Genomic DNA, 14478 nt, shown 5'->3' on the forward strand with positions numbered 1-14478 from the left:
ACCGATGTGCACAGCACGGGCTGTGCTTCGCCGCGCGTTCTCGCGCCACTTGCGTCAACCAGTAGGAGCAGACCTTGGCCTCAGTTCTCGAGAAGATCCTCCGCATGGGCGAAGGGCGCACCCTTCGCAAGCTGGAGAGCGTAGCCAAGCAGGTCGGTCGCCTCGAGGACGCCTTCAAGGAGTACAGCGACGACGAGCTCCGTGACATCACGGTCTCGTTCCGTGAGCGTCACGAGGCTGGGGAGTCGCTCGACGCTCTCCTCCCAGAGGCCTTCGGTGCCGTCCGCGAGGCCGCGGGACGTGTGCTCGGCCTCCGGCACTACGACGTGCAGCTCATGGGTGGGGCGGCGCTCCACCTCGGCAACATCGCCGAGATGAAGACCGGTGAGGGCAAGACCCTCGTCGCGACCCTGCCCGCGTACCTCAACGCCATCGCCGGCAAGGGCGTGCACGTGGTCACGGTCAACGACTTCCTCGCGACCTACCAGTCCGACCTCATGGGCCGCGTCTTCCGCGCCCTCGGCATGACGACCGGATGCATCGTCGCGGGGCAGTCCCCGGCCGAGCGCCGTGAGCAGTACGCCGCCGATGTCACCTACGGCACGAACAACGAGTTCGGCTTCGACTACCTCCGCGACAACATGGCCTGGCGATCAGAGGACATGGTGCAGCGCGACCACTTCTTCGCGATCGTCGACGAGGTCGACTCCATCCTGATCGACGAGGCCCGAACGCCTCTCATCATCTCCGGGCCAGCGCAGGGTGACGCGAACAGGTGGTACTCGGAGTTCGCCTCGATCGTGCGCAAGCTCAAGGAAGGCCGCGACTACGAGGTCGACGAGAAGAAGCGGACCATCGGCGTGCTCGAGCCGGGTATCGACCGAGTGGAAGACGCCCTCGGCATCGACAACCTCTACGAGTCGGCCAACACCCCGCTCATCTCGTTCCTGAACAACGCCATCAAGGCGAAGGCGCTCTTCAAGCGCGACAAGGAATACGTCGTGCAGAACGGCGAAGTCAACATCGTCGACGAGCACACCGGCCGCATCCTCAAGGGCCGACGCTACAACGAGGGTCTCCACCAGGCCATCGAGGCGAAGGAAGGGGTGCAGATCAAGGCCGAGAACCAGACGATGGCGACGGTCACGCTGCAGAACTACTTCCTCATGTACGACAAGCTCGCAGGCATGACCGGTACGGCCGAGACCGAGGCCGCGGAGTTCATGAGCACCTACAAGCTCGGCGTCGTGCCCATCCGCACGAACCGCCCCATGCAGCGCAAGGACAACCCCGACCTCGTCTACAAGAACGAGAAGGTCAAGTTCGATCAGGTCGTCGAGGACATCGTCGAGCGCCACGAGACCGGCCAGCCGGTCCTGGTCGGCACCACGAGCGTCGAGAAGAGCGAGTACCTCTCGAAGCTCCTCGCGAAGCGCGGCATCAAGCACGAAGTGCTCAACGCGAAGAACCACGCACGCGAGGCGGCGATCGTCGCCCAGGCTGGGCGCCGAGGCGCCGTCACGGTCGCGACGAACATGGCCGGCCGCGGTACCGACATCATGCTCGGCGGGAACGCCGAGTTCCTCGCCGTCGCCGAGATGACGGCGCTCGGTCTCGACCCGCAGGAGAACGCGGACGAGTACGACGAGAAGTGGCTCGAGGTCTTCGGCTCCATGAAGGAGCAGGTGAAGAGCGAGGCTGACGAGGTGGCTGAGGCAGGGGGGCTCTACGTCCTCGGCACCGAGCGTCACGAGTCCCGCCGCATCGACAACCAGCTCCGCGGCCGCTCCGGCCGTCAGGGCGACCCCGGCGAGAGCCGCTTCTACCTGTCGATGACCGACGACCTCATGCGTCTCTTCAACACGGGAGCGACGCGCGCGATCATGGCAGGCGACGGAACACCCGACGACCTCGCCCTCGAGTCCCGCATCGTGTCGAGGGCCATCCGGTCGGCGCAGTCCCAGGTCGAGTCCCGCAACGCCGAGATCCGCAAGAACGTGCTCAAGTACGACAACGTGCTCAACGAGCAGCGCACCGCGATCTACAGCGATCGCCGCCGCATCCTCGAGGGCGACGACATCGCCGACAAGGTGCAGAACTTCCTCACCGACGCCATCGACGACATCATCCAGGAGCACACGGGAGACGGCACGGGCGACGACTGGGAGTTCGACGCCCTGTGGACCGACCTCAAGCAGCTCTACCCGGTCGGCATCACCGAGGACGAGCTCTTCGAGGAGGCTGGCGGGCGCAGCAAGCTCACGAGGAAGATGCTCGAGGAGGAGGTGCTCTCCGATGCACGTCTCGCGTACGAGCGTCGTGAGGAGTCGATCGGCGAGGAAGCGACCCGCGAGCTCGAGCGACGCGTCGTGCTGAGTGTCATCGACCGCAAGTGGCGCGACCACCTGTACGAGATGGACAACCTGAAGGACGGCATCGGTCTGCGTGCGATGGCCCAGCGCGACCCGCTCGTGGAGTACACGCGTGAGGGCTTCGCGATGTTCCAGCAGATGCTCGGCAGCATCCGTGAGGAGTCCGTCGGGTTCCTCTACAACCTCGAGGTCACCGTCAAGAAGGACGAGACCCCGTCTGCGAGTGAGACCCCGGACGTGCAGATCGTCGCGAAGGGGCTGGACGAGAAGGCCCAGACCGCGTTGAGCTACTCTGCCGCGACCGACCAGGGTGAGGTCGAGGTGCGCAACGAGCGTGGCCAGCTCAACCAGCGGGCGACGGCGGACGCGAAGCGTCGCGAGCGCGACCTCGGCACTTCGTCGGCGCTCGACCAGGCTCGTGAGGAAGCTGGCGAGGAGCCCGCGGCACCGGTCGCGAAGGCCCCGCAGGGCACGCGACCCCGCCAGCCTGTCTCTCGCTCGGGGAACCCCGCCAAGCGTCAGGCTGCGGAGCAGGGCGAGCAGGCGGAGGCGGAGTCCTCAGGGCCGGCTGCAGGCAGCTCGTTCGGCAAGGGCGCGACGTCCAAGCCGGGTGGACAGCCAGCGGGCAACCGGGCTCAGCGCCGCAGGAAGAAGTAACGACGGCTGCTCGGAGTCGAGCACCCTGACCAGCGGGCGTCCCTCAGTGTGGGGCGCCCGCTGCGTCGTCCGAGGCGCCGCAACCGCGATCAGAGCACGTGGATCGCGGACGCCCGCCAGCGACGGTCGAGCCCTTCCAGCCGCACGGTGACCGCGCGAACGCGCGCCCCGAAATCGAGGATGACAACCGCGTCGACGATGTTCTCGCTTGTGGTCTGCACTCGCAGGCTGAGCTCCACGAAGTGCGGGCGTCGCGTCGGTCGCCGTCGTGCCTGCCGCGCTCTGTTCGCGTGCTGCGTGCGGATGAGGAGATGGCGGAAGACGTCGTCGGTGACCCACCGTGAGAGCTGCTCGATGTCTCGGACGCCCGCGATCACCTCGACGACGCTCCTCGCGAGGTTCGAGATGAGCGGGCTCGGTTCCGGCAGGTCGCTCGCGGCCGTGCGCTCGCGGACGAACAGCGGATCGGCATCGATGAGCACCCCCGCCCCGGACGTGGCGGATGGATGAGCTGCATCGACGGCGCGTAGCGCCCCGATGCTGCGCGCTGGCAACATGCGGCCCCCGAATGTTCTGCGGCGATTCCCCCCGAACCGCCTGGCGTCATGAAACCACGCGTCCGGCTCGGCTCGCGAGGTTCGAACTGCCCTGTGGATAACCCTCGCCGCTGCTGCGCCTGCCCCTACGCTGGCCGCGTGCGCTGGGACGACATGTTCGACGACCTCGCAGGTCAGCTTCAGGGCGGGATCGACGACGAGGCCGCCAGGCGCGCCATCGACGACGAACGGCTGCGGGTCGGTCGGCTCTCGCTGCGTGAACGGCTCGTCGCGCTCGCGGAGAGCGGTGACGAGCCCGTGTCGCTGCAGATGTCCGACGGCTCGATCGTGGCGGTGCGCCCACGGGCCTTCGGCAGCGACTGGCTCTCGGCCGAGCTCGTCGCGGAATCGGGGCGAGTTCGCGTCTGCATCGTGCCGACTGCCGGCATCGCGTCGTTGGTGCTCACGGAGGCGCAGCTGCTCGCGAGCCTCCGCGAGTCAACGGGGAACAGGCCGGGCGATCTCTCCGGCAGGCTGGGGCTGGCGTTCGCACTCCGAGACCTTGGTCGGCGCCGAGCGCAGTGCGAGTTCGTCGTGACCACTGGGTCGATCGTCGGCACCATCGACCGCGTCGCCCGAGACCACGTCGACGTCGCGGTGCACGAGCGAGGGGTCGCGCGTCGCTCGAGGGATGTCGTCGCCTACCGGATCATCCCGCTCGACGATCTGCGTCTCGTGATCCTCGCCGGCGACTGAGCCGCGGACCGGCCGAGGATCGCGGCCTCGCACGCCCGCGCGGCACTCTCCCGCGTCGCTGGCTCGGTGTGAGCGCTTGAAGAGGTGCGAGCTAGAGGAGTGGTCGAAGTCGCGGGGGTGCCTCGTCTTGATGCTCGTCAGCGGTCAGGAAGTCGCCGGAGTCGGCGAACTCGGCCTGCCGGAGCGCGGCGACACGGCGCTGGTAGTCGTACTGGTCGTCGATGTACTGCTCGAGCATGCTCCGCTCGACCCGCCACTCGCCGACTCCGCCGATGCGGATCGCGGGCAGCTCCGCGCTCTGCACGAGTCCCATTGCGACATCCATCGTGACGTTGAGGATCTCGCAGACCTCGGCGAGGGTCAGGAAGCGGCCGATTGACTGGGGGTCAACGGATGCGTTCATGCCGTCGATTATCGCCCGACCTCGCTTGCTCGCCCCGCGTTGTGGATAACTTCTGCGCCGTTTCCCACCTTGCGCCACGATGTCCGAGTCGCCGCGCCTGGCGACCGACGGTGGGGGAGAGACGCATGACCGTGACCAAGGCTCGGAAACCGAGACGCTGGGTCGACCCGCGGGTCGTCATCGGCGTGCTTCTCGTCGCCGTCTCGGTGCTGGGGGTCGTGGGGGTGCTCGTCGTCGGCAACCGCACATCGGTCGCCTACGCGGCGGCATCGACGATCGCGCCAGGCGCGGTGCTGACGGTCGATGACCTCGTCCCGGTCGAGGTGGGTCTCGGAGCGAGCGCCGGGGCGTACCTCGATGTCGGGACCGCCCCGCAGGGCGAGTTCGTCGTGACGCAGGCAGTGCAGTCGGGCGAGCTCGTCCCGAGATCCCTGATCGGAGCCGCAGACACCAGCCGCACCTCGATCGTCGTGGAGATCGCGGGCGGCCTCCCGACCGAGCTGGGTGCGGGCGGCGCGGTGGAACTCTGGTCGAGCCAGGAGAGCAGCCCAGGAACCTACGGTGCGCCAGTCCTGATCTCGGCAAGCGCCATCGTCGCGAAGATCCTCCCCCGGGAAGGAGCGCTCTCGCGCAGCCAGGCCGATCGCGTCGAACTGCTCCTCCCGAAGAGCGAGATACCGACGCTGCTCGCTGTCGTCAGCAACGACGCCCGCGTCGCGCTTGTGCCTGTGTACCTCGAGGCGGAGCACTGAGGTGGCGCGCATCCTCATGGCCATCGACTTCGAGATCGAGGCCCGCCTCCTTGAGGGCATCATCGCGGCCGGGCACGACATCGTCGACCGGGTCTCCGGAGGACTCGCCGCCGCAACAGCAATCGAGCGTCTCCGCCCCGAGATCGTCCTCCTGCAGGGCGCGCCGGAGACCCTGACGGCACGGAGCCTCGCCGCCTGCGTCCGGTTCGGGGCGCGCTTCATCGTCGTGGTGGCAAGCGACCTCGAGCGCCGCAACGCGGAGGCGCTCTCCGCGCGGGAGGTCGTGGAGGCGGCGGCGAGCTGGAGCGAGATCGAGATGCTGCTCGAGTCCGCGCCAGACGGCGTCGGCGATGTCTCGACGGGGCCGATCCCACAGCAGTCGCCCTCGTTCGCGAGGCCTCCTGCGGCTCTGCCTCGCCCGACGGACGCGCGGCATGCAGCCCGCGACACGGAGCGCGTTCCGGTGGCCGAGGGCAGCCGCTCAGCGGCCAGGCGTGCTGGGCGAGCCCGTGCACACGCGGCGACTCGGGCGACGAGAGAGCCGGGCGCCGCAGAGGCACCACGTCCAGCACGAAGAGGAGAGCGGGGAGGAAGGGGCGCCCTGCTCGCAGTCTGGGGCTCGCACGGGGCGCCGGGGGCATCGACGGTCGCGGCCGCGGTCGCCGCCAGCGCGGCCGCGGCAGGCCGGAGGGTGCTCCTCATCGATGCCGACAGCTACGGGGGATCGCTCGCCGCCATGCTCGGCATCACCGACGAGGCCCCTGGCTTCGCAGCCGCGTGCCGTCTCGCGGGTGCGGCGCGGCTGACGCTCGCCGAGCTCGAGCGGATCGCGGCCCCCTCTGCAATCGGTCGAGACGAGCTGCTGGTGCTCACGGGCATCGCCAACCCTGCCAGGTGGCCGGAGCTCAGTCGGGAGCGTGTCTTCACGGTGCTCGAGAGATGCCGGGAGATCGCCGATCTCGTCGTCGTGGACGTGGGGTTCAGCCTCGAGAGGGACGACGAGATCGCGAGCGATGCGTTCTCCCCTCGTCGATCGGCGGCGACGCTCACCTCACTCGGCGCTGCGGACCGGATCCTGGCCGTCGCAGACGGGCAGGCGGTCGGCCTGCAGCGGTTCCTGCGAGCGAGGGTGAACCTCATCGAGATCACCGGCGAGACCCCTGTGGACGTGATCGTCAACCGAGTGCGGGGGGAGGCGGTCGGCCTTGGCGCAGCGGGACAGATCAAGCACGTGCTCTCGCGCTTCGCCGGTCTGCAGGCGAGCGCCCTCATCCCGCTCGACCAGTCGGCGTGCGACCGTGCGCTCCTCGCAGGCGAGCCCGTGACCTACGCGAGTCCCCGCTCCGGATTCGCACGCGCGATCTCCAGCTACGTCGCAGACTCATTGCTGGCGGAGGCGGAAGTCAACACCCCGGCTGTCGACGGCGTGCGCCTCGGCAAGCGGACAGCAGGAAGTGCCCCATTTCGTCGATTCTGGCGCGGTCGTGGCGAACTGCAAGGTCAGAACTCCTAAGCTGACCGAGTGTCCAGTCTCTCCTCGCAACTCCAGCGCCGCGGAACCCTCAGTGAAGCTGAGCAGTCGTGGATACTCCAGCTGAGCGCCGACTGGCAGCTCCTCACCGACCTCTCGTGCGCCGACGTGGTTCTCTGGGTCCACACCAAGGACGACGACTTCGTAGCGGTCGCGCAGGGCCGCCCATCGAGCGCCCCGACGCTGTTCTACCGAGACCTCATCGGGCAGCCCGTTCGCGAGCAGTGGGCGGTCGCCGTCCGCCGTGCCTACGAAGAGGGCACAACCGTGCGATCGACAGAACCCGACTGGTTCGACGAGATCCCGACACAGCTTCTCGTGACGCCCGTCTTCTGCCGTCTCCCCGGCGAGGGTGTGAGCCAGCACCCCATCGCCGTCATCACACGGCACACCAATCTCGGCAGCACGCGTTCCATCACTCGTCAGGAAGAGACCTTCCGTGACTGCGCGGACGAGATCTTCGCCATGATCGAGGAAGGCGCCTTCCCAGACCCGGAAGCCCCGCAGATCTCCCGCCGGGGCGCGCCACGCGCCTCCGACGGCCTCATCCGGCTCGACCGGGATGGGGTCGTCACGTTCGCGAGCGCAAACGCGCTGAGCGCGATGAACAAGCTCGGCTTCGGCGGCGAGCTCGAAGGCGAGGTGCTCTCGGAAGTCGCTTCCGCCCTGGTCCACGACAAGAGCCGCGTCACGGTCGATGAGGCGCTTCCGCTTGTCGTCACCGGTCGAGCACCCTGGATGACCGACGTCGAGGCACGAGACATCACTGTCACCCTGCGTGCACTCCCGCTGCGAGCGCACGGAGAGCGCACGGGCGCGATCGTCCTCTGCCGTGACACGACCGACGTCAGGCACCAGCAGCAGGAGCTCATCACCAAGGACGCCACGATCCGCGAGATCCATCACCGGGTCAAGAACAACCTCCAGACCGTCGCGGCCCTCTTGCGCATCCAGGCCCGTCGCTCCCGCAGCGACGAAGCCAGGGAGTCCCTCACCCAGGCGATGCGGCGTGTGTCCTCCATCGCGGTCGTGCACGACACGCTCTCCGGCGGCTTCTCGCAGACCGTCGACTTCGACGAGGTCTTCCTCCGCGTGATGAAGCTCATCACCGAAGTGTCCTCGACCTCCAACACGGTCGTCAGGCCCGTCGTCAGCGGGCGCTTCGGCACGCTGCCGAGCGAGTACGCGACCCCCCTCGCCCTGGCGCTCACCGAGCTCGTCACGAACTCCGTCGAGCACGGCCTCGCCGGCCAGGAAGGCGAGGTGACGGTCACCGCTGAGCAGACGCCGGGAGGCCTCTCCGTCACGGTCGCCGACACCGGCTCCGGATTCGTCGCCGGACGAATCGGGGCGGGTCTCGGAACGCAGATCGTGCGCACGCTCGTCGAGGGCGAACTCGGTGGCTCGATCGAATGGCATTCGGAGCCAGGTGAGGGCACGCAGGTGAAGCTGCGCATCCCGAGCCGCTGGAAACGCGAAACGGGCGGCGCGTGAGCGCCGCCCGTCGGGCGATCCGCGGCCAGGCCGCGGAATGTTCGGTTGCTAGGAAGCTCGTCGAGCCCTCGCTGCGCGTCGCTTGAGTGCGCGCCGCTCGTCCTCCGAGAGGCCTCCCCAGACGCCGGAATCCTGACCGGTGTCGAGTGCGTACTGGAGGCATACCTCGGTGACCTTGCACGAAGCGCAGACGGCCTTCGCAGCATCGATCTGGTCTACAGCTGGGCCGGTGTTCCCGACGGGGAAGAAAAGCTCGGGATCTGCGTCCAAGCAGGCGGCAGTGTCGCGCCAATCCATCAGTGGTGCTCCTTATCGAGTGCGCCTCGCGCACAAAAACGCTCCGCTGGGAGCGAAGTTCTGGAACCCGGGATGCGGTGACTGGCCTATAGACTTGGCCTCGATTTTGCATTCCTCCGGGTATCTCTACCTAGAGAAAGATTTTGCCACAGCGTGATTTTCCAGGCAAGGGGTAATTCGTGAGCACCGGCACGACCAAGCGCCCGAAGACCGTCCTGCTGCTCGCCGGAGTCCTCGGGCTCGAGGCCGCGATCCTCGCCGCCGCGACGGTGTTCCTCGTCATCGAGACGGTTGCGCAGGAGGCGGAGTTCCTCGCCTCATCCCTTGCGCTCGCTGGCCTGTCGCTGCTCGGGGCCGTTCTGCTGGCGCTCGTCGCCGTCTCGACGCTCCGCCTGCGCTCCTGGGTCCGTGGTGCCGCCATCACCTGGCAGATCATGCAGCTGGCAGTCGCCTGGGTGTTCCTCCAGGGCGATATCGCGGTCTGGGTCGGCTGGGCGCTGACCGCGGTCAGCCTCGTCGGCGTCGTCGCGGCCGTGCATCCGGCGACCGGCCGTGCACTGCACCGCGACGACGACGAGCTGGCCGAGTCCCGCTAGACCTCGAGCAGCTTGAGGATGCGGGCGACGTGGCCCGCAGCTCGAACGTTGTAGAGCGCGTGCACGATGCGCCCCTCTTCGTCGATCACGAAGGTGGAGCGGATGGAGCCGACCGCGACGCGGCCGTACTTGTTGCGCTCGCCGTACGCGCCGTAGGCGGTCTGCACCGCGTGATCGGCGTCGCTCAGGAGCGTGAAGTCGAGGTGCTCCGCTTCGCGGAACTCGGCCAGCTTCTCCGGGTCGTCCGAGGAGATGCCGAGGATCGTGTAGCCGGCTGCGCGCAGGGGAGCGTCGCTCTCGCGGAAGTCGCAGGCCTCAGCCGTGCATCCGGGCGTGAAGGCCTCGGGGTACGTGTAGAGGATGACCCGCTTGCCGCGGAAGTCGGCGAGGGAGACGGCGCTGCCGTCCTGGTCGGTCAGGGTGAAGTCCGGGGCGCTGGTGCCCGGCTCGAGGCGGGCCGGAGTTGTTGTCGTCATGCCCTCAATCGTGGCATGTTGCGGCCGATTGGACTTCGAGTTCAAAACAGTGCTATGCTCTCTCGGTCGCCACGGAAACGGAACGACATGCACCTCTAGCTCAATTGGCAGAGCAATTGACTCTTAATCAATGGGTTCTCGGTTCAAGTCCGAGGGGGTGTACGAGATAGGCCCGGTAGCTCTCGCCAGCTACCGGGCCTTCTTGCATCTGTGCGCAGTCCCCGGCGTCGGTACGCAGGCTCTTGCATCTCCCCGCAGGGTGCCTCGCCGGCCCGCCCATCGCCGGTCTGCCGTTCTTGGAGGCTGGGTGCTGGCAGAATGGGCATGCACTGGCTTGGCGCGGAACGCGCCGACGACGAGGAGGCGGATTCCGTGACGAATGCACCCGGTGAACTGTGGGCGAACTGGCCGCGAACCGCACGGGCGAACCCCTCGAGCATCGTTGCTCCACGGGTCGCTGAAGACGTGCAGCAGATCGTCGCGGACGCCTACGCGAGTGGCAGGCACGTTCGTCCGGTCGGCGCGAGCCACACCTCGAACGCCCTGGCTGCAGCACCTGATGTCCTGCTCGACGCGCGCGGGCTGCGCGGCCTGAACTGGATCGACCTCGACAGCCGCGAGGCCGCGTTCGGCGCGGGCACCACGATCGCCGAGGCCGGGGCCCTCCTCGAGTCCTACGGCTGGCAGCTCGAGAACATCCCGAACAACCCGGCCGTGACGCTCGGCGGTGCCGTCGCCACGGGGAGCCATGGCACGGGCGCGCGCTTCGCGAGCCTCTCGTCCCAGCTGGTCTCGGCCACGCTCGTGTCGGGCACGGGCGAGCTGGTCACGGTCAGCGCCCACCAGGATCTCGAGCTCTGGCCATCGGTCAAGCTCAGCCTCGGCGCGCTGGGCGTCTTCACGGAGCTCGTGTTCCGCATCGTGCCCGGCTACCGCATCCGCACCTCCGCCGAGGAGATGCGCATGAGCGCGCTCGTCGACGAGTTCGAGGTCCTCGCCTCCGGGGCCGACCACTTCTCCGCGAGCTGGCGGCCGCACACCGACGAGGTGTTCGTGACGCAGGGGTTCCGCGAGTCCGGTGAGATCGCCGACGAGCCGACGCCGTCACGGCGTTCGGCGTCGTTCGGTGCGCTTGGCGAGGTGCTCGCGATCGGGCTCTCGAAGTCGCTGCCGCTGCTGACTCCCGCCGTGAACAGGCTCGCGAACCGCGTGCATCCGGTGGGCGAATCGACCCTCGGCCCCATGCGGGCGCTCGCGGAGCCCGCCCCGGTGCGGTTCGCGTCGCTCGAGTACTCGTTCCCCATCGCCGAGACGCCTGAGGTGCTTCGCGCCCTCGACGAGACGATCGAGCGCGCTCACCTGAACCTGCCGTACGCCGTGCGCATCTCGACGACTGCCGCCGACGACGCGTGCCTGTCGAACGCGTACCGCAGGGCCGTCGGCAACATCGCCGTCCGGGTTCCGTCGACGCTCGACGCTCGGCCCATCTTCAGCGCCGCAGAAGACCTGTTCCTCCGCCTCGGGGGTCTGCCCCACTGGGGGAGCTTCCACACGGTGCGGGCCGAGGAGTTCAAGCACGTCATCACGCGCTTCGGCGACTTCCATACGGCACGGGAGCGACTCGACCCCGCAGGCGTGTTCGACAACGCGCACCTCACGCGGGTCCTCGGGGCGCACTAGCGGCCCTGCGGCCCTGCGGGGCGTGCTCAGGGCCGCTCAGAGCGGTTGGTCGGCTCGCGGGTCGTCCGGTTGGCGCCATGGCCTGTCGCGCCATCTGAACGCTCCGGCCCGATGCAGGATCCAGGCGGCGAGCAGGGCTCCGACGGCTCCGGATGCGCCGCCCACGAGCAGGGCGGCTCGCGGCCCGAACAGCTCGACGATCCACCCCACGACGGGCGCGCCGATCGGGGTTCCGCCGAGGAAGATCGCCATGTACAGCGAGAGCACCCGTCCGCGCATGGACGGCTCGACGCTGCCCTGCACGAGCGCGTTCGCGGTCGTGATGGCGCTCAGCGAGGTGAAGCCGATCGGGATGAGCGCCAGCGCGAACAGCCAGAAGGTCGGCGCGAGGGCCGCCGCGAGGCAGCTGAGCGCGAAGAACCCGCTCGAGGAGAGCAGTACGCGGAACCTGGCGCGTTCCCGCTTCGCGGCGAGCAGCGCACCGCCGAGCGAGCCGATGGCCAGGATCGAGGAGAGCAGCCCGAAGCTGTCGGCGCCGCCCTGGAACTCCATGGTCGTCATCGTCGCGGTGTAGATCGGGAAGTTGAGTCCGAAGGTGCCGAGGAGGAACACCAGCACGAGCACGGCGACGATATCGGGGCGGTTCGCGACGTAGCGGATGCCCTCCCGGATCTGGCCACGACCTCGCTTCGACGGGGGAGACGGCAGCAGCTCCGAGGTGCGCATGGCCAGGAGCGCGGCGATCGTGGCGACGTACGTGAGCGCGTTGACGAGGATCACGGGGCCGGCGCCGATGAACACGGTGAGGACCCCGGCGACCGCCGGGCCGATCATCCTGGCACCGTTGAACGACGCTGAGTTGAGCGCCACGGCGTTCGACAGCAGCTTGAGCCCGACGACCTCCGAGACGAAGGCCTGGCGTGCTGGGGCGTCGAGGGACGCGGCACAGCCGAGCAGCAGGGCGAAGACGTACACGTGCCAGAGCTCGGCGACGCCCGCAGTGACGATGGCGCCGAGCGCGAGCGCGAGCACGGCCATGACCGACTGCGTCCAGATGAGGACCTTCCGCTTCGACACGCGGTCGGCGATCACCCCCGCGTAGGGGGCGAGCAGCAGCTGGGGGCCGAACTGCAGGGCCATGACGACGCCCAGCGCGGTGGCGTCGTTGTCGGTGAGCTCGGTCAGCACGATCCACGCCTGGGCGGTGCGCTGCATCCACGTTCCGACGTTGGATGTCAGCGACCCGGCGAACCAGATGCGGTAGTTCCGTTCACGGAGCGAGCGGAACATCGAACTCACGGCAGCGGCTCCCTGGGGGTGGTCTTGGTCGCGGGGGTGCACAATGTAATGGTTGTGGCCGCAAGTATTTATGTGAAGGTCACAAAATGATCTCACGTACAATGACGCCGGTCGTCGAACCCGAGGAGAGCCGCAATGGCAGACAAGAACCGCGAACACATCCAGAAGCTTCGCGAGGAGGCCAACGCCATCCGCAAGCAGGAAGAAGCGCGCGCCAAGCGCACGCGCGTCCTGACGCAGGTCGGCATCATCGTCGGCGCCGTGGTCGTGCTTGGCGCGATCGTGCTGCTCGCCGTGTTCGGCTCGACCTGGTTCGGCAAGAAGATCGAGATCTCGGCTGAAGGAAACGTCGCCGTCGCGCGCCTCGACGGCTCGACCGTCGAGCAGCCCATCCAGGTCGTCGACAACTCGGCGATCGTCGTCGGCGCAGCGGATGCTCCGGTCAAGATCGACTACTACTACGACTACTCGTGCCCCCACTGCGTGGACTACCACGAGCAGACCGGGGCCGTGTACAACGACCTCGTCGCAGCCGGTGAGATGCAGGTCACCTACCACGCGATCAACATCGTCGCGCCGTACGGTGCCGAGGCCGCAGCCGCCATCGCCTCGACTGTGGCGTACGAGCCCTCCGCCTTCTTCGCGGTGCACGACGGACTCTTCGGCATCCCCGCACAGACGCAGACCAGCTGGGGCCCCGCGGACTACTCCTCGGCGCTCAGCCAGCTGGGCGTCACGAACCCGGAAGCGCTCGCCGCTGCGACGAACGGCGAGTTCTCGGGCTGGGCTGCCTCGAACACGACCGCCTCGCGCGAGGCTGGCGTCTCCGGCACCCCGAGCATCTTCGTGGACGGCGAGCTGCAGCAGACTCCTCCGGACGTCGAGGCGCTCATGGCGCTTGCCGGCACCGCGAACACCGGCGAGTAGCGGGCACGCGAGATGGCGAGCTCTTCCGAACCGGCAGAGACCATTGAGGACGAGCAGGGCGGCGCAGCCAAGCTGCCCTGGCTCGTCCGAACGCCCCAGAACGTGGCGTGGGCGCTCGTCGTCTTCGGCGGCGTCGGTCTGCTTGCGAGCTTCTTCCTGACCGTCGAGTACATCCACAAGCTGCAGGAGCCCACGCAAGCGCTCATCTGCGACCTGAACGTCTTCGTCACGTGCGGGCCTGCCATGCAGTCGTCCGCCGGCGCGATCCTCGGCTTCCCGAACATCATCATCGGGCTCGTCACCTTCGCGGTGACGGTCGCGATCGGCGCGGGGATCCTCGCCGGCGCGAGCTACCGCCGCTGGTTCTGGGTCGCGTTCCAGGTCGGGCTCGTGGGTGCCGCAGCGCTCGTCAGCTACCTGCAGTGGTACAGCGCCTTCGAGCTCGCCCGCCTGTGCCTGTGGTGCATGATCATCTGGGCCGCGACGATCCCCCTCGTCTCGACCGGCACGATCTTCAACATGGCGCACGGGCACCTCGGTGCCGGCGCCAAGCGCGTAGGGGAGAAGCTCGCCCCGTTCCTGCTGACGATCATCATCGTCTGGTACCTCGTGGTCGCCGCCGTGATCTTCACGGGGCTCCTGCCCTACCTCGCCTTCTAGGCGCGCAGCGCGCACGCAAGAACCCCGGTCCGAACTTCGGAC

14 protein-coding genes and 1 tRNA gene are annotated in these 14478 nt (G+C 68.2%); 10 read left to right on the forward strand and 5 right to left on the reverse strand.

Annotated elements, in window-relative coordinates; genetic code table 11:
• The first annotated feature begins 74 nt into the window (after nucleotides 1-74).
• On the forward strand, nucleotides 75-3029 hold the full coding sequence (gene secA, locus C5B99_RS03425) for a preprotein translocase subunit SecA (protein ID WP_104240396.1): 2955 nt from the start codon (nucleotides 75-77) through the stop codon (nucleotides 3027-3029).
• Between the two features lie 89 nt (nucleotides 3030-3118).
• On the opposite strand, the gene C5B99_RS03430 is transcribed toward secA, so the two are convergent.
• Nucleotides 3119-3586: an Rv3235 family protein gene (locus C5B99_RS03430; RefSeq protein WP_146081182.1), complete on the reverse strand. Its 468-nt coding sequence runs from the start codon at nucleotides 3584-3586 to the stop codon at nucleotides 3119-3121.
• A 138-nt stretch (nucleotides 3587-3724) separates the two neighbouring features.
• On the opposite strand from C5B99_RS03430, the gene C5B99_RS03435 reads away from it, so the two are divergent.
• Nucleotides 3725-4321, forward strand: coding sequence for a hypothetical protein (locus C5B99_RS03435; protein WP_104342758.1), 597 nt, complete (start codon nucleotides 3725-3727; stop codon nucleotides 4319-4321).
• 91 nt (nucleotides 4322-4412) lie between these two features.
• Here C5B99_RS03435 and C5B99_RS19760 read toward each other — a convergent pair whose 3' ends face one another.
• Nucleotides 4413-4724, reverse strand: coding sequence for a helix-turn-helix domain-containing protein (locus C5B99_RS19760; RefSeq protein ID WP_104240399.1), 312 nt, complete (start codon nucleotides 4722-4724; stop codon nucleotides 4413-4415).
• 125 nt (nucleotides 4725-4849) lie between these two features.
• Here C5B99_RS19760 and C5B99_RS03445 point away from each other — a divergent pair, with 125 nt between their 5' ends.
• The 3 genes from C5B99_RS03445 to C5B99_RS03455 are packed head-to-tail and all read left to right on the forward strand — an operon-like array spanning nucleotide 4850 to nucleotide 8501.
• Nucleotides 4850-5476 carry a hypothetical protein gene (locus tag C5B99_RS03445; RefSeq protein ID WP_104240400.1) on the forward strand — a complete coding sequence of 209 codons (627 nt, stop codon included), beginning with the start codon at nucleotides 4850-4852 and terminating at the stop codon, nucleotides 5474-5476.
• Nucleotide 5477: 1 nt separating this feature from the next.
• A complete protein-coding gene (locus C5B99_RS03450; protein WP_104240401.1) occupies nucleotides 5478-6989 on the forward strand; it encodes a P-loop NTPase in 1512 nt (503 codons plus the stop codon).
• 9 nt (nucleotides 6990-6998) lie between these two features.
• The gene (locus tag C5B99_RS03455) at nucleotides 6999-8501 is read left to right on the forward strand and encodes a sensor histidine kinase (protein ID WP_104240402.1); all 1503 of its coding nucleotides are present in this window, start codon (nucleotides 6999-7001) and stop codon (nucleotides 8499-8501) included.
• A gap of 48 nt (nucleotides 8502-8549) precedes the next feature.
• On the opposite strand, the gene C5B99_RS03460 is transcribed toward C5B99_RS03455, so the two are convergent.
• Complete coding sequence (locus C5B99_RS03460) at nucleotides 8550-8798, reverse strand: WhiB family transcriptional regulator (RefSeq protein WP_068476994.1); 249 nt, start codon at nucleotides 8796-8798, stop codon at nucleotides 8550-8552.
• Nucleotides 8799-8977: 179 nt separating this feature from the next.
• Here C5B99_RS03460 and C5B99_RS03465 point away from each other — a divergent pair, with 179 nt between their 5' ends.
• Nucleotides 8978-9394, forward strand: coding sequence for a hypothetical protein (locus tag C5B99_RS03465; RefSeq protein WP_104240403.1), 417 nt, complete (start codon nucleotides 8978-8980; stop codon nucleotides 9392-9394).
• Here C5B99_RS03465 and bcp read toward each other — a convergent pair.
• On the reverse strand, nucleotides 9391-9870 hold the full coding sequence (gene bcp / locus C5B99_RS03470) for a thioredoxin-dependent thiol peroxidase (protein WP_104240404.1): 480 nt from the start codon (nucleotides 9868-9870) through the stop codon (nucleotides 9391-9393). The genes C5B99_RS03465 and bcp overlap by 4 nt on opposite strands.
• Before the next feature lie 89 nt (nucleotides 9871-9959).
• Between bcp and C5B99_RS03475 the strand changes: the two genes are divergently transcribed.
• Nucleotides 9960-10032: transfer RNA gene (locus tag C5B99_RS03475), tRNA-Lys, on the forward strand.
• Between the two features lie 162 nt (nucleotides 10033-10194).
• On the forward strand, nucleotides 10195-11550 hold the full coding sequence (locus C5B99_RS03480; RefSeq protein ID WP_181064927.1) for a D-arabinono-1,4-lactone oxidase: 1356 nt from the start codon (nucleotides 10195-10197) through the stop codon (nucleotides 11548-11550).
• A gap of 36 nt (nucleotides 11551-11586) precedes the next feature.
• Here C5B99_RS03480 and C5B99_RS03485 read toward each other — a convergent pair whose 3' ends face one another.
• Nucleotides 11587-12849 (reverse strand): MFS transporter, encoded by a 1263-nt coding sequence (locus C5B99_RS03485; RefSeq protein ID WP_104240406.1) that lies wholly within the window; start codon nucleotides 12847-12849, stop codon nucleotides 11587-11589.
• A gap of 135 nt (nucleotides 12850-12984) precedes the next feature.
• Between C5B99_RS03485 and C5B99_RS03490 the strand changes: the two genes are divergently transcribed.
• Nucleotides 12985-13776: a thioredoxin domain-containing protein gene (locus tag C5B99_RS03490; RefSeq protein ID WP_104240407.1), complete on the forward strand. Its 792-nt coding sequence runs from the start codon at nucleotides 12985-12987 to the stop codon at nucleotides 13774-13776.
• 12 nt (nucleotides 13777-13788) lie between these two features.
• Entirely contained in the window at nucleotides 13789-14436 is a 648-nt protein-coding gene (locus C5B99_RS03495) for a vitamin K epoxide reductase family protein (RefSeq protein ID WP_104240408.1), read from the forward strand.
• The last annotated feature ends 42 nt before the right edge of the window (nucleotides 14437-14478 follow it).

This window comes from Pseudoclavibacter sp. Z016 (assembly GCF_002931215.1).
Classification (GTDB): domain Bacteria; phylum Actinomycetota; class Actinomycetes; order Actinomycetales; family Microbacteriaceae; genus Pseudoclavibacter.

Bases quoted from the DNA above. Each gene is read 5' to 3' on its own strand.
- C5B99_RS03495 (WP_104240408.1), top strand. From the start codon at position 13,789: ATGGCGAGCTCTTCCGAACCGGCAGAGACCATTGAGGACGAGCAGGGC.
- C5B99_RS19760 (WP_104240399.1), bottom strand. From the start codon at position 4,724: ATGAACGCATCCGTTGACCCCCAGTCAATCGGCCGCTTCCTGACCCTC.
- C5B99_RS03480 (WP_181064927.1), top strand. From the start codon at position 10,195: ATGCACTGGCTTGGCGCGGAACGCGCCGACGACGAGGAGGCGGATTCC.
- C5B99_RS03430 (WP_146081182.1), bottom strand. From the start codon at position 3,586: ATGTTGCCAGCGCGCAGCATCGGGGCGCTACGCGCCGTCGATGCAGCT.
- bcp (WP_104240404.1), bottom strand. From the start codon at position 9,870: ATGACGACAACAACTCCGGCCCGCCTCGAGCCGGGCACCAGCGCCCCG.
- C5B99_RS03460 (WP_068476994.1), bottom strand. From the start codon at position 8,798: ATGGATTGGCGCGACACTGCCGCCTGCTTGGACGCAGATCCCGAGCTT.
- C5B99_RS03490 (WP_104240407.1), top strand. From the start codon at position 12,985: ATGGCAGACAAGAACCGCGAACACATCCAGAAGCTTCGCGAGGAGGCC.
- C5B99_RS03445 (WP_104240400.1), top strand. From the start codon at position 4,850: ATGACCGTGACCAAGGCTCGGAAACCGAGACGCTGGGTCGACCCGCGG.